Here is a 19275-nt window from a genome sequence, read left to right as displayed (position 1 = left end):
CCAGCTCTTCCGCCGAGCCCAGTCGTTCGACCAGCTCACCCCAATCCAGTGCTTGTAACGAATCGCTCATGACCAAGGTGAATCACTCGCGATCACCATCGTCAAGACTAAGTTAGCGCCTATGGGGCTTGACCCGAGGACCCATGCCGCTGGCGCTGGCGGGCGCCGTGTGGATGCTCGGCTCAAGGCCGAGCATGACGGAGGATGGGGTGGGCATATCGGCGAGTCAGGAGGCGCTGTGCTGGGGCATTGCCGCAGGCCCCTCGCTGCGCCAAAATCTTCATCCTCGTTTCTGTGCCTATCACATGAATCCAGCCACGGCGCGTCTGCGCCGCGAATGAACGACGTTCCTGTGACAGGCGCGGGATTGAGGACGGAGAGGTTCCTCGCCCCAGTTCACGCCAGGCGCAAATCGAGCAGCGGGTGCAGCTTCTTCAGATTCGGGAGCGATTTCGCTTGCCAGGGATGTTGGTTGGTACCCTTCACAATGAGCAGGAGGTCGCCCATTTTTCTGGCTTCGATCGTCAATTTCGCCAGGAGATTGATGCCCGACGAATTGAGGAATTCGAGACCGGTCAGGTCGAAGGTCACCTGTTTGTGCCCTTCGTGCAGGAGGGTTGTTATCAATGAATAAATCGGTGCATAGGCATCGGGTCCCGCCAGGCGGAAGACGCCATCGAAGAAGACTTCATTTTTCTCCGCCCATACGCGGAAGTTCTCGTCGCTGATTTCCATTCTTTGCTCACAAATTGGAGGAGGGTGGCATCGCTACAGCTGCCGTAGTCGTCAGTATGATCTGCTCGTGGTTATTCTCTTCGAATGTCCATGCCATTCTTGCATCGTAATCACTCAGAAGGGTGAGCAAACCCAGGCCGGAACCGCCTGCTGACGATATGGCGTTGGTTTCGATTTGCTCAAGAAGCAGTACGCCGGGCTCCTTGGATTGCAGGCGTTGCAGGAGCTGCTGAAAGCGAGATGATGTCGCGCGGTCGATGGCGTTCCGGACTCTGATCAAAAAGCTTCCCTTGACCATGCCGGCTTCGATCAGGATCTCGCCGGGCTGACGAAATTTCACGGCATTTTCGATCAGCTCGTTGCTGAGATATCCGATGTCATGATGCGCCTGCAGGTAATCCTTCTTCGAACGGGAATAGGGCAGGGCCATGATCTCGGCGATGAAGTCCGACGTCATTCCCGAGTGCCTCCATCCAAGCTGAAGTGGCCCGTCGCTCAACGTGAGGCGAGCGCCGGAATCCAGGCTGATGTCCACCAGAGATTCGAGACCGTATATTTTGGCCGTCATGTCTCACCTATGTCGCACTGCGAGAAGCGTGATGTCGTCGTAAATCTTCTGGGATCCGATGAAGAGCATTAATGTCGCGACAATTTCCGAAACGACTTTCTCAGCGCTCTGATCCTTCAAGCGGAGCGCTTCCCTGCACAGGCGCTCCATGCCGAACAGTTCTCCCGCATCGTTTTCGGCTTCCGTCACCCCGTCGGTATGCAGGAGGATCAGGTCGCCTTTCTCGAAGGCTATTTCACGGGTTTTGATGAAGGCGGAAATATCGGCTTCCAACCCGATCGGTATGCCGAGTTCCATCGTGTCGATCCGTTGAATCTCGCCGTTTGCCCGCACGATGACGACTTCCTCGTGCTGGCCCGACAGGATCATCTCTTTGCCGTCATAGTCGAGAAAGGCGAGCGTGAGATGCTTGTCGATCCTGGTCCTGACGATGTTCTTGAACAGGGCGCTGTTCAAATTGGCCAGAAACTCGACGGCGTCGGTATTTCCTGCTTCCTGCAGAGCGCGGGCGACGGATTGGACCATCAACATCAGCACGCCGCTTTCGAGCCCATGGCCGGTGACGTCGCCAATGCCGATCTTCAACCGCTTGCCGTTCTTCAGGACGTCGTAATAATCGCCGCCGACTTCTTCGGCAGGCCGCATATAGGCTGCGATCTCGATGTCCTGAAATTCTTCGAGCTCCTGTTGCAGCGGAAGAACCATCATCTGGATTCTCTCGGCGACGGCGAGCTCCGTTCCGAGACGGCGGTTTTCCCGCTGGAGCTGGGCGTTCAGCGCCGAGATCTCTTCCTTCGCATCTTCGATCTGGGCCGTTCGTTCCTCGACCAGCTGCTCGAGATTTTCGGTGTGATAGCTGATCCGTTCGGCCATCCGGTTGAAGGCTTCGCCGGCAACACCAACCTCATCCTTGCTCGATATCGCCACCCGGACCGAATAGTCTTGCGCCTCAATTCGTTTGGCGGCACCCGCAAGGGCCCGGATGCCGCTCGTTATGCGTTTCGAAGCCGCAAACACGGCGATCGCCACGATCAGCAGCGACATCAGGATTGCGAGGATCTGGTAGATCACGATCCGGTTGGTGGCCTCGGATATCTTGGCCTGGGCGGCATAGAGGGAAGCGTCGATTTCCCGTTCCGGCACAACCACCCCAAGCAGCATCGCCTCTTGCCGAACCGGGCCGCTGGACCAGAGATTGGTCGCAGGCAGCTTCTTGACGATGACGATATAGGGAACTTCGTTGCCGTCCCGCTGCAACAGCAGGTGCTGGATGCCCTGTTCGCGGTCGAGCGCCAGTTTCGCGATCGCCGGCTGTGAGCTTCCTTTCAGCGAACGCTCCAGCCCGGTCACGCCGGTTCCGCTTGCACCGCTCGCCGAAACCAAGCCGAGCGTCTTTTCGCCTGTACTGTTGATTGCGACCACGTTGCCGTCGGACATTGCCAGGAATCCGAAGCCGGACTGGGCGACTTTCACATTTTCCACCGTCTGGGCGAGCTGGTCGAGCGTAATATCGGCGCCGGCCGTCCCGGCGACATCCTTCCTGTCGGCGGTCCAGAGCGGATGAAAGAAACTGACGATCAGCTTGCCGGTAATGGCATCGGTGTAGGGCGCCGTCTGGGTGATGTCGTCGCCGACGGGCCGCGTTTTCGCGTCCCTGGCCCAGCTTTGCCAGGACTCATAGAGGCCGGGGAAAAAGAAGTCCCAGAAATCGGCCTCGTTGTGCCCGGGGTAGAGGCGATCGAAAGTCTGGGCCTGGTCGGTGTAGGGCGCCGTCCTGAAGATCGGTCGTGCCTTCGGTCCGATGTAGTACATCTGCAGCTTTGAAGCACCGTGCTGCAGGAGGCTCGGGGCAACCAGATCGAGAACTGCGCTTGTCTCTATGTCGCGCTCAACGTCGGGCCTTGGCTGATGGTCCTGTCCGAGCAGATAACCCCAGACGCTGACGACCGAAGCGGAGCCGGGCGCGTTCTGAGACCATTTCCCCTTCTCGTCGTAAGACAGGTTGACGCTGCCGGGAGATGTGCGGGCGATCGCTGTGCCGACGTCGGAATTGCGGGTGGGATTGTCGATCTGCGCCTGGAGCACGCCTGCCAGAGTGTCGACGTCGTTGTGAACCTGCCGCAGGAGCAGGCTCACCTGGGCTGCGGTCGAATCGGCATAGGTGCGGATGTATTCCTGGCTCGCGGCTTCCAGGCCCTGGCCGACTTCGAGCGTCGCGTCGCGCGAGAGCCTCTGAACGTTCCAAAGTGCCAGGCCGCCGCTGACCAGCAGGTCGAAAAGGACGGCGCCACCGACGACCAGGATGAACTTTGCTCGAAACGAGCGCAGTCCCATCGGTCTCTTCGATACGTGCCCGTCCATCACAGCGGCTTTCGACCAGAGGCTGCCCAGATCGGCCAGCCTGCATAACCTTTGGGGTGAAGAGCGGCAAAGACGTGATCCTTGAATCCCTGCCGGAACCTGCGAATGAAATCTGGTGAGTCGCCGCGGCGCACCGCCATCTCACCTGCATAGACATTTTCCCAGGCTTCGATGATGTCCGCGAAGTCCTGGGGGTCGCCGTCAAGATTCGTAACCATGAAGCAGTCGACCTTGATGTCATCGAAGCCGGCGTTGAGGAGAAGATGGCGGCTTTTCGGTCCCATTTCGACATCCATGTCGAAGTGGCTGAAAAGCTTGGCGACTTCCTCGTAGGTCCATTTTATCGATTCGGCGTGCGGCTCGCCCAGGCAGTGCGAATTCTTTTCGTTGGTGATGTAGACACGGCCGCCCGGCTTGCAGATGCGATAAAGCTCCCGCAGCAGCATCTCGGGGCGGTCGAAAATCTGCAGGGAGTGCCGGCAGGTGACAAAGTCGAACTGATCGTCTCGAAGCAGCATCTGCGAGGCGTCGCCATACGTGTATTCGATGCCTTGCAGATCGAAGTCGGCAGCGACCCTGCGGGCATAGTCGAGACTGCGCACGGAGTGATCCAGCGCGACAAGGCGGGCCGGTTTGAATTCCCGCTGAACCAAGGTCGCGAAATCACCGATGCCGCAGCAGATATCCGCCATGGCAGCAACACCGCTGCGCAGACCGTGGCGCGGCAAGAGTTCGCGCTCATGCCTCCAGGTCATTTTCGTCTGCGTGCGCAGGATGGGAATAAACGACTCGTCCTCGACAAAGCTCTGTCCGGGATAAAACGCCGAATCATAGACCTCGACCGACAGGTTCGGCAGCGATGCCGCCAGCATCTCGAATAGCGAAGCAGACCATGCCATCACGCTCGAGGTAATGATCTTGATGTTCCGTTCCGGCCTCGTTCGGCAGCCGGCCGCGAGGATATCGCACAGAGCGGTGAAGGCCGTCATGTTGATGTGCGTCAGGCGTTTGACGTTCAGGTAAACGATGCCGCTGTATTTTTCCAAACTCTGCCGCACTAGCTCGAGCGCATCGGCAATCTCAGCGGCACTTTGGGGCCGCATCTTGCCGGACAGCACGACCTCCTGATTTGTCGGATCAAACCGCACGGTGAAGGGCAGGGACAGCAGGTTCATTGAAAATCCTCGGCCGAGGGGAAATCGGCAATGATGCCGATCCCGTCCGCGCCGTCTTTCTCGATGTGGATGACGGCGCCGAATATTGTCGCCAAATTGCTGAGCAAAGCCCCATCGGACTTCGTGACCAGGCGACCGGACCCGTCGTCGAGGCCAGGCTGGATTTCACCTGACCCTGCCTCCATGTGTTTGCGGCGAAACTCCTCATCGCAGGGAAACGCAATTCGCAGCCGATTGTAGGTCGCGCTGCGCGCGAGGCTGAAACTTATCTTGCCCCGTCCGTTCGTCGCGCGGAAAGCGAGTTCGATGAGTTCGTTTGCCGCGACTGAAAGAAAGTTGGCGTACCGCGCGGGATCGCTGTGACCCTGGCCGAGAATGTCGGAGAGATATTCGGTAATCTCGTCGCAAAACTGCCATTGAGATTTGAACACCGCAACGTTCATTTCCAGCGATACCATCGGCACAAATGCGTGGTCGTCGAAGCGGGATGCTTCCTCTTCCAATGCACCCTCCTTTCGTCTGTCTGGAGCGCCAGATTTGCATGCGATCTAGGAGCATGGCGAAAAGTCGTTAAAGCACTATTGTCGAGCGTGGATCTTGGATGCGTCCGCGCGGGTAATGAATTCGTCAATCGCCTCCACGGGAAGCGGCCTGCTCACCAGATAGCCCTGCAGCCTGTCGCAGCCGACGCTGTGCAACCATGCCGCCTGACCTCGCGTCTCGACCCCCTCGGCTGTCACCTGCATGTCGAGGTCATGTGCAAGGTTGACGATGCATCGGACGATTGCCTGGCTTTTCAGATCGGTTTCGAGATCGGTGATAAAGTATTTGTCGATTTTGATCGTATCGAAAGGAAATGTTTTCAGATAGCTCAGGGACGAATATTCCGTCCCGAAATCATCAAGAGAAATTCGGATGCCCAGCACATTGAGAGTGTTCAGGGTGTCGATGTTGTTGACGGTGCGCTCGAGCAGAACGCTTTCGGTTATTTCGAGCTCCAGACGTTCGGGCGGAAGTCCGACAAGATCCAGCGTCTGGGAAATCCGGTCGGTGAGGCCGCTTGTCAGGAATTCAGCCGCGGACAGATTGACGGCAACGATGTAGTTCTCGGGCCACTTCATCGCCTCAAGGCATGCCTGCTCCAAGACCCACGCGCCGATCTCGGGCATCATTCCATCGGCCTCGGCCATCGGAATGAACGACGCCGGCGGAATCTTCCCGAGCAGGGGATGGTGCCATCTCAGCAACGCTTCGAAGCCGACGATGCAGCCGCCCTCGGCGATGGGCTGGTATTCGACATAAAATTGCTGTTGCACCAGGGCCATGCGCAGGCTGCGGCGCAGCAGTTCCCGCTGCTCCAGCAGTTCAAGCATTGCCGGGTTAAAGGCTTTTGCCCGACCGCGCCCATCTTTCTTGGCGGTGTAGAGTGCGAGGTCGGACGCCTTCATAAGCTCCTCCGGAGTTGTACCGTCCGATGGAGCCGTGGATATGCCGATGCTGGTGCCGACAAAGACTGCGATGCCGTTGATCGTGAATGGCTTTTTGAACGCAGCAACCAGATCGTCCGCCAAACGATGGGCTCTGGCCGGATGTCCCGAGCCCACCGATATCACCGTGAATTCGTCACCGGCCAGCCGATAGGCTCTGTCATCGCTGGAAAGGCAGGCTAGGATACGCCTTGCCGCCGATTGAAGAAGCTTGTCGCCGGCGGCATGGCCGAGCGTGTCGTTGACGGGTTTAAAATCGTCGAGGTCAAGTTGCATCAGCGACAGTGTCTCGCTCGCGCCTGCGGTTTCCTGCAAGAGGGCGGTCAGGTCTTCGCTGAACTGGCGCCGGTTCGGCAGTCCGGTCAGCGGATCATGGGTTGCGAGATGCAAAAGTGTTGCGCGCTCATCATCGGCCCGTTCCTCGGATCGGACCACGGCAAACAGGTCGCCGATCCGGTAGATCGTCAGGCCGGGTGAGCCGGGGGCGCCGAGCTCGCCCGATATTCGCAAAGGCTGGGCATTATCATCCAGTGAATGGAAAGCACGCGTAATGGCTGATTTGTCCAGCTCAGGAAAATGCTCCCAGAAGGAGGCGGCTGGTTTGACGTATGAGGGCAGCGCATTGCCGAGCAGATCCTCGATGGGATTGAAATCGCGGTCAAAGAACAAAAGCCGGTCCATCAAGCTCGAAGCTTCTGCCTCCGGCTTTCCGAGGGCTAAACGGGCAGCAGGAATTTTCCGCATGTAGGAGGCTCTCCCTATCGAATATCCTACCAGATATTATAGCAACTCTACTCCTGCACAACTTGTGCTCGTTAAGATTTACATTAGGCATTTCTGATTAACAATCCCCAAACCTCCGCCCGGCGTGTTCGCCGCTGTGGACGCCCGCAACTGATGCGACGAGGTTGATGGCGGCCATTGAGAGAGCCGCCGCGGGGGGCGCGAGAGAAGGAATTACCGTGCGATATTCGTTCAATCCGGCTCAGCCAAAGGCATCCCACAATTCACGCACCATCTGGCGCAGCGCCAGAGCCTCGGCCCATCTGTCTGTCGAATCGTTGCCGTCTCTGCCGGTGATCGCATAGGGTTTGGGACCTAGCTTGCAGGTAAAAACCAGCTCGGCGTCATCGGCGGCACGGGATCGCCAATGGCGAAAACCATACTCCCACCATTGCAGGAAGAGATCGACCCATGGCCGGTGGTGCGGAAAGGCGATTTCGATCTGTACCTGTTCGCGTGAGGCGACGCGACCATGAAATGCATGGGCATTCTGCAGGACGCGCCTGACATGGGCGTGGTTTTCCTCATCGACCGGAAAGGCGAATTCGCGGCCGACCAGGAAATGCGACAGATCGGCCAACAGCGGCAGTTCGGGACGCCGGTCGAGCAGATCCAATGTGAAGAACAGGTCCGTCGTCATCCGGTCGCGATGGGTTTCGATGAAGACCGGAATGCCGGCATCTTCGGCGAGCCGCATCCAACCGTCGAGGAGCGGCAGGCAAGCCTCGACGCGGCGGAGGCGGATATCGGGCTGCAGGTTGACGTGGCTGACGGGAAAGGCCGCGGCAAGCTCCAGCGGCAGCCGCAGATCCTCGACTGAGCGGGGAAAGCAGACCGCCTCGATCTTCAGCCCGCTGCCTCGGAGCGTCTCGTTCAGCAAAACGACATCCCGGCGGTTGGTGTAATGCGCGCTGATGCCGTCGAAGCCCGCCTGGCGAATCATCGCGATGTTCTCGTCAAGTGTGCGCTCGAATCCGTCCGTGTGCCGGCGCTCCATGGCCCAGAGCGACTGGAAGATGAGCAGCTTCTGCGTCATGCGGCCCGCGCGCTTTTCAGAAGCATCTTGAGGTTGACGCTCGGGTCTGCCAGCGCCGCGGGCGAGGGACTGACACCTGCGGCAATCAGCAGTTCGGCAAGCTTGATATCCTTGGCCAGGCCATTGCCGATACCAAGGCCGGCGGCCGCCACGAGGCGGCCATCGTCGAGATAGAATTCGAGCTCGCCCGCCGGTATCAAGCGCCGGACAGTCTGATGGGCGGGCTGCGGCTGCCCCGCCACCTGCAGGCCCAGATCGTACTGGTCGGACCAGAACCAGGGAATGGCGGCAAACGCCTCGGCGGTGCCGGCCATGTTCCGCGCCGCGGTCTCGGCCTGCGTTCTGGCGTTGCGCCAGCTTTCATAGCGGATATGTCCTCCGGCCGGTTGGGCGACCGCCGCGCAATCGCCTGCCGCATAGATGTTCGGCGCGCCGGTGCGAAGATAGGCATCCGTCAGAATGCCATTGCCGGTGGCCAGTCCAGCCGCTTCCGCCAGGGCGATGTCAGGCAGGACCCCGATCGCGCTGACGACGAGATCGGCGGGCACCACGCTGCCGTCGGTCAAGGTGACGCCATCGTCGCCGATTGCCGCCACAGCCCGATCGAAATGAAAACGCACGCCTTCGGCGGCATGTCTGATGTGCAGCTTGTCGGCAAAGCGGGCAGGGACTGCGCGGCCCAAGGGCTTGGGCGCGGCTTCGATCACGCTGACCGCAACGTTTCTGCTGCGAAGCACCGATGCGAGCTCCATCCCGATCAGACCCGCGCCGATGATCGCGACACTCCGGCCGGGGGTGATGTTGGCGAAGATCGCTTCGGCGTCGGCGTGGGTGCGGAAGTCGAGTGCACGCTCGGCGCCGGGGCAGGCAAGCCGTCTCGGCCGTGCGCCGGTGGTCAGAAGCAGCTTTTCGTAACGCAATATCCGACCGTCGCTTACTGTCACGGTCGCGGCGTCGGCATCCAGCCTGGTGGCCGACAAACCCTTGAGATAGGTGATGCCTGCTGCATCAAGCGCATCCGCCGCGCAGATCAGCTTCATCTGCACAGCACCGTCGACGGTTTTCGACAGGGGCGGCCGTTCATAGGGCAGATGGGGTTCGGCGCCGACCAGCGTGACGGATCCGCGATAGCCTGCTTCGCGCAGTGCAAAGGCCGCCCGGGTCCCGGACTCGCCCGCACCGATAATGACGATACCGTCCATGGCGTACTCCATAAAAAGAGCGGCCGGCGCTCGTGAGGAGGTGACGCCGGCCGGGGAGGATCAGTTCTTCTTGGCGTATTCGGTCATGTTCTGAGGCGTGACCAGTTCGAAAGGCACCCAGACTTCCTTGTCGACGCTGTTGCCGTGGGCAAGCGCGACGGCTGCGTCGACGGCGCTTGCCGCCTGTTGTTTGGCGTTCTGGAAGACGGTCACGTCAAGATCGCCCGCCGACATCGCCGCCAGTGCGTCCTGCGTCGCATCGATGCCGATGACGATGACGTCGTCCATCGACACGCCGGATGCCTTGAGCGCCTGAATGGCGCCTAGCGCCATCTCGTCATTATTGGCGAAGATCGCGTCGATCGGACGGCCTGCCGTGAGCCAGTTCGTGGTCAGATCCATGGCGTTCGTGCGGGTCCAGGCGGCGGTCTGCTCGTCGGCGATGGTCACGCCCTTGCAATCGCCTGCCGCGAGCGTCGCCTTGACCGAAGAGGTCCGGTCGCGCGAGGCCTGATGCGCGAGATCGCCCATCAATATGTAGGCCTGGGCGTCGTTCGCCTTGCCCTTCTTCTTCAGCAATTCACAGGCGGCCTCGGCGCCGAGCCTTCCGGAATCGGTTTCCTTCGAGCCGACATAGGCCTGCTTTTCCGGAAGCTTATCGATGTTTTCCGGCTCGAGATTGAGGTAGACGAGCGGAATGCCGGCCTTTCGGGCCGCCTCGCTGATGCCGGTGGCGGCCGAGGTGTCGGCGAGCGTCATGATGATCGCATCGACCCCCGATGCGATGAAGTTGTCGACCTGGCTGCGCTGTTTGGAAACGTCGGTCTGCGCATCCTCGATCTGCAGGCTGACGCCGTTGAGCTTGGAGGCCCTTGCCTGCAGGCCTTCGCGCAGCAGGGTCTGAAAATTGTTGTCGAAGCTCTGCATCGAGACGCCGAACGTCTCGGCCGAGGCAGCAGTCGTCGTCAGGGCGGCCAGGACGGCCGCCACACAGATTGATTTCATCTTATCCTCCCAAGGGGCGCCGGGCCGCCCGATCCATTCCGGAGGCTGTTCAGGCCTGCTGATGTCGCGGGCTCAGATCAGAGCCACGCGAACCTCTCCGTCGATCACCTCCGCCGGATAGGTTTTCAGGTTCTCGCAGGCCGGCAGCCGCAGGGCCTCGCCGGTGCGATAGTCGAAGGCGCCGGAATGTGTTGGACATTCCACCTCGAAATCCATGACCAATCCGTCGGCGAGATGGATCGCCTCGTGGGTGCAGAGCCCGGCGGTGCAGTAGACGCTGTCGTCGGGGCCGCGGTAGATCGCGTAGGTGCGTCCGCCATGGTCGAAGCGGATGGCGCCTTCCTGTTCGATGTCGTCGAGTTTGCCAGCTGTGACCCAGGTCATTCGGCGGCTCCTTCGACTTCCAGGCGCGCCTTGCGGGCGGCGAGTTTTTCCTTGCGCCTGCGGTAGCGCTCCTGCATCTGCGCCTCGCCTTCGGGGGAGCCGTCGTGCCAGGTGCCGAACCACTTATCGAGCGGGATCAGCGCGTCACCGTAGTTCACCTCGAAATATTTGTGGTGGAGGTAATGCGCATAGGCGTGGCTGTCGACCAGCCCATCCTTGCCGATCTCGACCTTGTCGAAGCCGACATGGCCGGGAATTGCCCCGAAGCCGGCATAATGCAGCTGGTAGAGCATGATGATCGGGTTGGAGGGCAGGAGCAGATGGTAGAAGGCCGTTCCGAAATAGAGCAGATGCTCCACCGGATGCATCGACAGCGACGACCAGGGTGAGGGGTTGACCGAATTGTGGTGGACCGAATGCACCCATTTGTAGAGGAAGGGCGTGTGGATGAGCCGGTGGATGCAGAAGAAGTGGAACTCGTGAATGATCGGAACCACGAGCGCGACGAGCGCCAGTGTACAGGGATTTTCGGCGAAGCCGAGCCAGGGCGCATAGCCGTTGGCATAGGCCCAGAGCATGCCGACCTCGACGGCGGTCCAGATCACCACGCCCGACAGGAAGGTGCGTAGCATATTGTCGAGGTTCTGGCGCTGGAACCAGAAGGCGCTGTTTTTCTGCTCGGCCGGGAACTTGCCATTGTACTTGAAGCGGTTTTCCTGCCGCTTCAGCACGTAGAGATGCAGTTCGAAGGCGCCGTAGAACAGCAAGACCGCGACGGCGTTGACCGCGTAAAGCCAGGCGATCCAGCCGAGACTCAGCGTCCGCATCGTTTCAACAGGGGGGATGATCCAGGCCCAGTAGGCGAGCGCGGAGATGGCAAAGATCAGGTTCCAGGGCAGGAAATAGTGCGGCAGCCATTTCAGGACCGCCGTCAGCTGCGGCGGGAAGGCGAAAAGCGGCGCGGTCTCGACCGGCCGGTCCGGCGCCCAATCGCCGCGCTTGTTGCGCTTGCCGAATTTCAAATCATCCATTCGCATCTCCTCCGAAGCGCCGGACGTCTCCGGGCCCGCACATGTTTTGCTAGAGGAGAGCGCCACTTGCGCCTCGATCCGCCGGGTCCTCGCCGCGCCGGATCGCCTCCCCGATGCGAAACTAGCAGCGGGAGCTCCGAACGGCGAAGCCTTCTTTGATCTAATTAGATCAAAGCCCTTCCTTGGTGATGGTGATGAAACGGATCGGTGCCTGGTCCGGTTTGATCTCGGTCAGGCCGATGCGGTGCAGAACGAGATCGAGCGCGCGGCGCGCCTGCGCCTCCGGCGCCTGGTCCAGCACCACGTCCATGACGCCGTCCAGCAAGGCTGCGCGCGTATAGTCGGTCAATTCGTGGCCGACGAAAAACACGTCGCGACCGCCAGGATGCCGGCGCAGCACCTCGATCAGGGCGGAATTGGCGCCGCCGGCATTATAGAGGCCGGCAAGGTCGGGATACATCTCCAATGCCGACCACAGCCGATCGGCGCTGGCGCGCTCCTCGTCGCCACCAAATCCCAGCCACTGGAAGCTGGAGGCGCCGGGATGATCGCGAAAATACTCCGAAAAGCCGCGGATCCGATCGCGGTGCACCTGATAGATCGGATGGCAGATGGCAACGACAGGTCCGGTCCGACGCGCCATTCGGCAGATGTAGAGCGCGGCCGTCCGGCCGACGGCCTCATTGTCGATGCCGATGAACTCGCCAACGCGCTCGGAAGCGCGGGTGACGACGTGGACGACGGGCAGGCCTTGCGCATTCACCTTTTCCACCGCGGCACTGATCAACGGGCTGCTCGGCACGGCCAGGATCAGGCCGGCGCGCGGAAGGTCGGTGGACAGGATGCGCCGCGCGACCGCGTCCGCATTCATCTCGTCGGTGAAACTGCGGTGGACGACGACCAATGGATCGAGGGTCGCCGCAATTCTCTCGAACGCATGAGAAAGGCGACGATAGAAGCTGGTTTCCGGACGAACCATCAGCACTTCTATCCGCAGCAGGCCGCGATGGGCTTCGGGAAGTCTACGCGGATAGTCCAGGCTGCGTGCGGCGGATATGACCTTCTCGACCAGCTCCGGCCGGACGCCGCCGCGCCCGTTCAGGACGCGCTCGACCGTGGCAGTGCCGACGCCGGCATGGCGGGCGATATCCCGATAATTCGGCTTGCTCACTTTCCAAGATCCTCGAAGGCTCCGCTGAACCGATGCGCAACAGCGATACGGATCTTCTATGCGTCTCCAACAGGAATTTGAAGGGCGGGACGATCAGGCGCGTCCTCATCATTCGAATGGAACAGGAGGCTTGTGTCGCGCCGGTGGTCGATCTATGATTTTGGCAATTCAGCATGAGATTGCAGGCAGTATTTCACCGTTAACCCGGACACGAAGGCTTTGTCCTCCGGCCGGAGCGAAGGAGCTGGGCAATGAAAATTCTCATGGTTCTCACATCACATGATCAGCTGGGAAATACCGGGAAGAAAACGGGCTTCTGGCTCGAGGAGCTCGCCGCGCCTTATTTCGTCTTCCGCGACGCCGGAGCGGAGGTGGCGCTCGCTTCGCCCAAAGGAGGTCAGCCTCCGCTCGATCCGAAGAGCAACGAGCCGGCCTTTCAGACGGAAGACACGCGACGCTTTGAACGAGACCCGGCGGCTACGGCGGCGCTCGCCAATACGCTGAAGCTGTCCGACGTCGACCAGGCTGATTATGACACCGTGTTCTTTCCCGGCGGCCATGGCCCGCTTTGGGATCTGACCAACGACAGCAATGCCCACGCCTTGATCGAGGAGACGCTTGCGGCCGGAAAACCGCTGGCGCTCGTCTGCCACGCGCCGGGGATACTGACGAAGGTCAAGGCACCCGATGGCGGGCCGATCGCCAAGGGGCGGACTGTCACCGGCTTTACCAATTCCGAGGAGGCCGCCGTGCAGCTCGTCGAGGTCGTGCCCTATTTGCTCGAAGACGTGCTGAGAGAGCAGGGGGCAAAGTTTTCGGCGGCGGAAGACTGGGCCGTGCATGTAGTCCAGGACGATCAGCTGATCACCGGACAGAACCCGGCTTCTTTGAAGCAGGCCGCTCGCCTGCTGCTCAATGCGCTGGGCGAGCAGGCAGCGGCCTGAACGCAGCGGCGGCGCAAGGCGCGGCAGCTTGCAACCCAGATGCGGGCCGCCATCTTCCACAGTTCCAAAGCATGCCGAGCTGACACCCGCACGCCTCCGAGCGATTTTTCTTGAAGAAAAGATCGATCCCATGTCGGATCGGCAAAGGCTTGTCCGTCCTTAGCCCGTTCATCCCGTCCACCAGAAGGAACACCACCATGCCGAACACCATACGCCTGCACCGCGTTTTCGCGACCAGCCCGGAAAAGGTCTATCGCGCCTTCATCGAGGCAGACGCGCTTGCCAAATGGCTTCCGCCGAACGGTTTTCTCTGCACTGTGCATCATCTGGAACCGGCCGTCGGCGGCACCTTTAGAATGTCCTTCCGCAATTTCACCACCGCCAACAGCCACGCCTTCGGCGGCGAATTCCTCGAGCTCGTCCCGGGCGAAAGGGTTCGCTACACCGACAAGTTCGAAGACCCCAACCTGCCGGGCGAAATGGATGTCACTGTGACGCTGAAAAAAGTCTCGGTCGGCACCGAAGTGAACATCACCCAGGCTGGCGTGCCCGACGTCATCCCGCCCGAGGCCTGCTACCTCGGCTGGCAGGAATCGCTGCGCAATCTTGCCAAGGTCGTCGAGCCGGATATCCACGAATAAAGCGGCTGCGCCAGCCTTGAAAGCGGCCAACCAGCTGCGCCTGCTCTGGCGCCGCGCTTTGCCTCTCCGCCCTCATCCGGCAAATATCCCTGGAATGAGGGCGGAAAGGTGGGTTTCCATAGAGGTCCGGGTCACGGCCGACCGGCGATCGATCGCTGCTAAGCCGGGCGTTGACGGATCGGATCTATCGTTCCGGGTGCAGGAGGCAGCGAGGAGAGCCAGAGGGAATAGGCCAGGGATAGGCCCGTCGACCAGAAGACCATCGGCAGTGTCATCACCGCGGACATCAGCTTGGCCATTTCGTGCGGATCGAGGTCCCAGGAAAATGGCGCCGCTGTCGGCGCCGGCGCGGTATGAAGGGGCTCGAGGCCTGTCCTTTGCATGTCTTCGAGCACCGCCGTGGTGGCGGCTTGCTCGGCCGATGAGGCCTTCTGAACTGGAACGATGGCGGTTTTAACGTGGTTTTCGGCTTCGCCGGACATTTGGAGCTCCTTGTTTTGCTTCCGTCGTAGAAAGCCTGTCCGGGACAAGAAGTTTCATGACATCTCAATGAAATGGTCGGCGCGACGCAGCCGGTGCGAATACGGCGGGGAAGGTTCAATGGCGAGCCGGTGACGTCGCCCAGCGCGAAACCTGTCTTTCCTGTCATATCGGCAACGTGAAAGACCGCGACTAGGTTTTCACACGCTAGGCGCCTTGAGCTTGTCTTCTAAAGCTCAATGCCGCGTTTCGCCAGCGCCTGGCGCGCCGCCGATGCGCCCCAGTCCTCGTCGGGATCGCGGCCCTCGATCTCTCGGTTGCGGCGATTGCCGTTGCCCGGATCAGCGGTACGGAGCCGAAGGGCATGCCGTCGATCCGGCGAGGATCACGGCTGAGGATGATGCGGGTCAGGGGGTGGTAATCCTCCGTCAGCCGGCAGAACAGGATGGCGCCATGGTTTTCGACATCGCGTGCGACGCGGTAGCCGTCGGCCACGAGATCGCCGAGGTCGATCAAAAGGGTTCCCCAGTCGGCGATGGTCGCCGCATCCAGCGTGGCGGCGCCGAATTCCATGAAGAGTTCGCATTCGACGCCGTTCTCGGGTTCGGAGATGCCGGCCCAGGGTGTGGAGAGACCGTCGGTGGCAAGGATCATTTTTCCCGGCGCATCGATCGCCAGGATCCGGCGGTGCGGGCCGAACCACTTGGTCTGGGCACAGACATTGGCCGCGGCGCGCTCGGCGGCAAAGCCCTCGCGCACGGTGCCACGGCTCTGCCAGAAGGCACGGCGGGCACTTGCGGCGCGCTCGTAGATCGGGTCGTCGGGGCCGCGCGGCACGATCGTCTGGTCGAAACTGGTTTCGATCGTGACCTGCGCCCGCATGAAGGGAAGGGCCGGCTTCTTCCAGCGGACGACCACCCGGTTGAAGCGCTCGGTCGTCGCCTCATCCAATCTTTCGACGACATCGCCGATGACGCGCAGCGGATCGCGCGAAGCGTCCGACACGGGCTTTCCGGTCGCATCGCGGTAGCCGCCCGTGCTTGAGGAATGCCCGGCCTGCATGGTGGTGGCGGCCCATTCACCGCTGACGGCGGCCGCCGGCGCCTTGGAGAGAACCGGGACGAGCTCCGGAATTGCATCGTCAATCGAATAGATGCCACGTCGCCCCTTCCGCTGTCGGATGATGCCCCGCTGCGGCCGGTCGGCCGCGAGCATAGGCTAGGGCAGAGGCGTTGCCGTTCAATGACAGGCGAGATAAGGGCGGGGTGGAGTATGTGCGGACCGTGCGGTTGGTTCGCCTAACGCCTGCGATTTCCGCATGCGTCCGCCGATCCGTCAACTTTGCTGTGAGTTGATTATGTTAAGACGCAGACTCTTCTGAGACGCTGAAGGAAGCCATTCACCGCGCGGATGCGCGGTGAATGGTACATTGCGTGCAAAGCCTTATAGCGGGCATAGCCCTCAATTGCTCCCATCGTTGGGGCGGGCCTTGGCGCTGTCGTTGCTGCTGTCCGAGGCGGTTTTGCCGTCGGGTTGCTGGCCAAAATAGGTGCCGCCAAGGTGGCCGCCGGCGCTGGTGTTCCTGACCTGTTGTTCGGCGCGGTTCTGAAGTTCACGAGCGTTGGTCTTGCTCATTTTCGGCTCCATGTTTCAGGTTGCGACCTCTTACCAACCGATGCGCGGCGACACTGTTCCAAATTTTATGCGCCGACCCTCCTCGCCGCGACCTCATGAATGGCTGGAACTGTTCAGGCTTTTTGCGGTTTTCCCTATTCAACCAAGGAGAAACGACAATGGGCATGACGACACCCAAGGACGGCGCCCCCGGCACCACCGATCAATCCCCCCGATGGGAAGGACCGAAGGGCAATAGGCCGCGTGGCTACCTGAAGGCCAAGGACGATCCGGACAAGAACCGCGACGCCAACGACGAAAACAACCGCGACCCTGAAATGAAGGATTTCAGCGACGCGATGAAGCAGAAAGGCGAATGAGATGGGGAATCCCGAAAAAGATGCAGCCGGCCAATTCGCCAAATCCCGGGCCGACCGAAAGGCCACCGGTGTTGCGAGCGCCAAGCCGACCGTCATCACCGGCTCGGAGGATGCCACGGTCAACCGGAACCCGCCGGGCAAGAAAAAGCCGCAGAAGGATTGGGACATCAACTATGATCCCACCGATATGAATGAGGGCCGCATGCGCTAGGACACGTATAGAATCTGATTTCATGCGACGTGCTTTAGTCTTTGTTTTCTTGTCGCCTCGGCCCCCGCGATATCGATCACTCGCCGAAATAGGCCGGGTGGTCGATATCGGCGAGGAGGCCAGGCTCGGTGGGATCCAGCCGACGGCTGATGAGCGCGGCGATCTCACGAAAGGCAATGCCTTCTTCGGCGACCGCCAGGTGGCGCCGAGGCTATTCGACGAGGGATTCTACTTGACTACTTTCACGCTCAACACGCCCTCTTCGGTCTTTCCCTCTTCATAGGGCGAGCGGATGACGAGTCGGTCGCTGCCGGTGTAGCCGGGATCGGATGTGTAGTAGCCGACGACGCCGTTGACCTTAATCGTTTCGCATTTCGACGCTTTTCCGTCGAGCTTGGGGAAGAGCGGTTCGTGGACGATTTCGAGACGCCCGTGTTTGGGCCGTTCGACGATATTGATGGCGGGGTAGTCGATATGGCGGCAGTCGTCGTCGATGTGCCAGTTCTTGGCCACCAGCGTTCTGACGCCACTTTGCGCCGTGATCGACAGCGACTGCCGGCGGGAGCTTTCGGGGGTCGTCGTGCAGCTCGAAAGCGGAATCGTCGTCGCTGCTAATAACAAATATACAAATGCATGTTTCACTTCAAATCCTCAACTTCGGCTTGAAGGAATATTCGTTTTTTTCATTGTGTCAATTGAACTGAGGGCCTGACGGGAGGCGCATCCGCCTCGGCCTTCGAGGCTCCAGCCTTCGGGCTTCCGCTACTCAGGGGAGCTCTCTCGAGCTTAGGCCCGGGCATCCTTCATCGTCTGCGATCCGGGCGCATAGATGAGGAGCATGACCGACGAAATCTCCGTGGTGCACAACATCTGATGGTGACGTCGCCCCGTCCCGTTCTTTATACGGCGGAGCGACGTTTGTCCGGCCGGAGCCGGCGTGAGAAAGTCAGGATACTGCGGCCGTGCTATTGCAGCGTGCGCGTCTGGACTTGCTCGGTCGGGTGGGTGCTCGGGGATATGGGGGCAGCGCTGGCTTCCAGGCCGGTCGCCACGACCGAGACGCGGAACCTGCCGTCCAGGCTGCGGTCGAAGATCGCGCCGACGACGATATCGGCGTCGTCCTGTACTTCGTCGCGAATGCGGCTTGCCGCCTCGTCGACCTCGAAGAGCGTCATATCAGAACCGCCGGAGATCGAGATCAGCACGCCCTTGGCGCCCTTCATCGAGATATCGTCGAGAAGCGGGTTGGCGATTGCCGCTTCCGCCGCCTTCATCGCCCGGCTTTCGCCGGCGGCTTCGCCGGTGCCCATCATGGCGCGGCCCATGCCTTGCATGACCGACTTCACGTCGGCAAAATCGAGGTTGATCAGGCCTTCCTTGACGATGAGATCGGTGATGCAGCCGACGCCGGCAAAGAGCACGCGGTCGGCCGTCATGAAGGCATCGGCGAAGGTGGTTTTTGCGTCCGCGATGCGGAAGAGGTTTTGATTGGGGATGACGATGACGGTATCGGCGGCCTGCCGAAGCGCCTCGATGCCGACTTCCGCCGTCCGCATGCGGCGATTGCCCTCGAACGTGAAGGGCTTGGTGACGACGCCAACCGTCAGGATGCCGGCCGCACGTGCGGCGCGCGCGATGACGGGGGCTGCGCCGGTGCCCGTACCGCCGCCCATGCCGGCGGTGACGAAACACATATGCGAGCCGGCCAGGTGATCCATGATCTCATCAATCGACTCCTCGGCGGCTGCATGGCCAACCTCAGGCAGTGAACCGGCACCCAAACCTTCCGTCACATTCGCGCCGAGCTGAATGCGGCGCGACGCCTTTGAGGTGGCGAGAACCTGGGCGTCCGTATTTGCGGCGACGAACTCGACGCCCGCCAGCTTTTCCGCAATCATGTTATTGATGGCGTTGCCGCCGCCCCCGCCGACGCCGATAACCGTAATATGCGGCCGTAGTCCCGAAATGCCGCTCTTGGCGTCCGTCATCGCACTCTCCTTTGATGCAATCTTGCGCCGCGCCCTCGTCGCGGACAGCGAATCGACAGTGAGGATAAACGCGCAACAA

At 60.8% G+C, this 19275-nt stretch carries 21 protein-coding genes and 2 pseudogenes; 5 read left to right on the top strand and 18 right to left on the bottom strand.

Going from position 1 to position 19275, the window contains the following annotated elements; all coding sequences use genetic code 11:
* Positions 1–143: 143 nt before the first annotated feature.
* On the top strand, positions 144–341 hold the full coding sequence (locus tag EFR00_RS33280; RefSeq protein ID WP_009993456.1) for a hypothetical protein: 198 nt from the start codon (positions 144–146) through the stop codon (positions 339–341).
* Positions 342–396: 55 nt separating this feature from the next.
* Here the strand turns inward: EFR00_RS33280 and EFR00_RS06885 are convergent, their stop codons facing one another.
* The 12 genes from EFR00_RS06885 to EFR00_RS06830 all read right to left on the bottom strand — a co-directional run bounded on the left by EFR00_RS06885 (position 397) and on the right by EFR00_RS06830 (position 12938).
* Positions 397–735, bottom strand: a complete 339-nt coding sequence (locus tag EFR00_RS06885) for a slr1659 superfamily regulator (protein ID WP_010030401.1) — start codon at positions 733–735, stop codon at positions 397–399.
* Between the two features lie 7 nt (positions 736–742).
* The gene (locus EFR00_RS06880) at positions 743–1303 is read right to left on the bottom strand and encodes a slr1658 superfamily regulator (protein ID WP_077989414.1); all 561 of its coding nucleotides are present in this window, start codon (positions 1301–1303) and stop codon (positions 743–745) included.
* 3 nt (positions 1304–1306) lie between these two features.
* Entirely contained in the window at positions 1307–3667 is a 2361-nt protein-coding gene (locus tag EFR00_RS06875) for a SpoIIE family protein phosphatase (RefSeq protein WP_077989413.1), read from the bottom strand.
* Positions 3664–4839, bottom strand: coding sequence for a class I SAM-dependent methyltransferase (locus EFR00_RS06870; protein ID WP_039620622.1), 1176 nt, complete (start codon positions 4837–4839; stop codon positions 3664–3666). The genes EFR00_RS06875 and EFR00_RS06870 overlap by 4 nt, the downstream gene beginning before the upstream one ends.
* Complete coding sequence (locus EFR00_RS06865; RefSeq protein WP_009991488.1) at positions 4836–5342, bottom strand: hypothetical protein; 507 nt, start codon at positions 5340–5342, stop codon at positions 4836–4838. Before EFR00_RS06865 ends, EFR00_RS06870 begins: the two co-directional genes overlap by 4 nt.
* Positions 5343–5417: 75 nt before the next feature.
* Positions 5418–7070, bottom strand: coding sequence for a putative bifunctional diguanylate cyclase/phosphodiesterase (locus EFR00_RS06860; protein WP_077989412.1), 1653 nt, complete (start codon positions 7068–7070; stop codon positions 5418–5420).
* A 241-nt stretch (positions 7071–7311) separates the two neighbouring features.
* Positions 7312–8145: a sugar phosphate isomerase/epimerase family protein gene (locus tag EFR00_RS06855; RefSeq protein ID WP_077989411.1), complete on the bottom strand. Its 834-nt coding sequence runs from the start codon at positions 8143–8145 to the stop codon at positions 7312–7314.
* Entirely contained in the window at positions 8142–9347 is a 1206-nt protein-coding gene (locus EFR00_RS06850) for an NAD(P)/FAD-dependent oxidoreductase (protein ID WP_077989410.1), read from the bottom strand. Before EFR00_RS06850 ends, EFR00_RS06855 begins: the two co-directional genes overlap by 4 nt.
* 60 nt (positions 9348–9407) lie before the next feature.
* A complete protein-coding gene (locus EFR00_RS06845) occupies positions 9408–10352 on the bottom strand; it encodes a substrate-binding domain-containing protein (protein ID WP_077989409.1) in 945 nt (314 codons plus the stop codon).
* A 72-nt stretch (positions 10353–10424) separates the two neighbouring features.
* On the bottom strand, positions 10425–10736 hold the full coding sequence (locus tag EFR00_RS06840; RefSeq protein WP_077989408.1) for a MocE family 2Fe-2S type ferredoxin: 312 nt from the start codon (positions 10734–10736) through the stop codon (positions 10425–10427).
* Positions 10733–11767 carry a sterol desaturase family protein gene (locus EFR00_RS06835; RefSeq protein ID WP_077989407.1) on the bottom strand — a complete coding sequence of 345 codons (1035 nt, stop codon included), beginning with the start codon at positions 11765–11767 and terminating at the stop codon, positions 10733–10735. The genes EFR00_RS06840 and EFR00_RS06835 overlap by 4 nt, the downstream gene beginning before the upstream one ends.
* A gap of 169 nt (positions 11768–11936) precedes the next feature.
* Positions 11937–12938: a LacI family DNA-binding transcriptional regulator gene (locus EFR00_RS06830; RefSeq protein ID WP_077989406.1), complete on the bottom strand. Its 1002-nt coding sequence runs from the start codon at positions 12936–12938 to the stop codon at positions 11937–11939.
* 251 nt (positions 12939–13189) lie between these two features.
* Between EFR00_RS06830 and EFR00_RS06825 the strand changes: the two genes are divergently transcribed.
* Positions 13190–13882, top strand: a complete 693-nt coding sequence (locus EFR00_RS06825) for a type 1 glutamine amidotransferase domain-containing protein (RefSeq protein ID WP_009995720.1) — start codon at positions 13190–13192, stop codon at positions 13880–13882.
* 197 nt (positions 13883–14079) lie between these two features.
* Positions 14080–14523 (top strand): SRPBCC family protein, encoded by a 444-nt coding sequence (locus tag EFR00_RS06820; RefSeq protein WP_077989405.1) that lies wholly within the window; start codon positions 14080–14082, stop codon positions 14521–14523.
* 158 nt (positions 14524–14681) lie between these two features.
* Here EFR00_RS06820 and EFR00_RS06815 read toward each other — a convergent pair whose 3' ends face one another.
* The 3 genes and pseudogenes from EFR00_RS06815 to EFR00_RS32945 all read right to left on the bottom strand — a co-directional run bounded on the left by EFR00_RS06815 (position 14682) and on the right by EFR00_RS32945 (position 16638).
* Complete coding sequence (locus tag EFR00_RS06815; RefSeq protein ID WP_106796650.1) at positions 14682–15005, bottom strand: hypothetical protein; 324 nt, start codon at positions 15003–15005, stop codon at positions 14682–14684.
* A gap of 227 nt (positions 15006–15232) precedes the next feature.
* A pseudogene (locus EFR00_RS06805) lies at positions 15233–16158 on the bottom strand (hypothetical protein).
* A gap of 306 nt (positions 16159–16464) precedes the next feature.
* Positions 16465–16638: a hypothetical protein gene (locus EFR00_RS32945; protein ID WP_086156462.1), complete on the bottom strand. Its 174-nt coding sequence runs from the start codon at positions 16636–16638 to the stop codon at positions 16465–16467.
* A 158-nt stretch (positions 16639–16796) separates the two neighbouring features.
* On the opposite strand from EFR00_RS32945, the gene EFR00_RS06800 reads away from it, so the two are divergent.
* On the top strand, positions 16797–16997 hold the full coding sequence (locus EFR00_RS06800; protein WP_009992991.1) for a hypothetical protein: 201 nt from the start codon (positions 16797–16799) through the stop codon (positions 16995–16997).
* A 1-nt stretch (position 16998) separates the two neighbouring features.
* Positions 16999–17208: a hypothetical protein gene (locus tag EFR00_RS06795; protein ID WP_009992990.1), complete on the top strand. Its 210-nt coding sequence runs from the start codon at positions 16999–17001 to the stop codon at positions 17206–17208.
* A gap of 76 nt (positions 17209–17284) precedes the next feature.
* On the opposite strand, the pseudogene EFR00_RS34175 reads toward EFR00_RS06795, so the two are convergent.
* From EFR00_RS34175 to ftsZ, 3 genes and pseudogenes are all read right to left on the bottom strand, one after another.
* Positions 17285–17407 (bottom strand): annotated as a pseudogene (locus EFR00_RS34175) (3-beta hydroxysteroid dehydrogenase); the annotation flags it as partial.
* A 29-nt stretch (positions 17408–17436) separates the two neighbouring features.
* A complete protein-coding gene (locus EFR00_RS06785) occupies positions 17437–17850 on the bottom strand; it encodes a hypothetical protein (protein WP_009992987.1) in 414 nt (137 codons plus the stop codon).
* A 323-nt stretch (positions 17851–18173) separates the two neighbouring features.
* Positions 18174–19196: a cell division protein FtsZ gene (gene ftsZ, locus EFR00_RS06780; protein ID WP_077989436.1), complete on the bottom strand. Its 1023-nt coding sequence runs from the start codon at positions 19194–19196 to the stop codon at positions 18174–18176.
* Between the last annotated feature and the right edge of the window lie 79 nt (positions 19197–19275).

The organism is Rhizobium sophoriradicis (genome assembly GCF_003939025.1).
Classification (GTDB): domain Bacteria; phylum Pseudomonadota; class Alphaproteobacteria; order Rhizobiales; family Rhizobiaceae; genus Rhizobium; species Rhizobium sophoriradicis.
The sequence above is the reverse complement of the archived record's forward strand: the minus strand, read 5'-3'. Positions and strand labels throughout refer to the sequence as shown.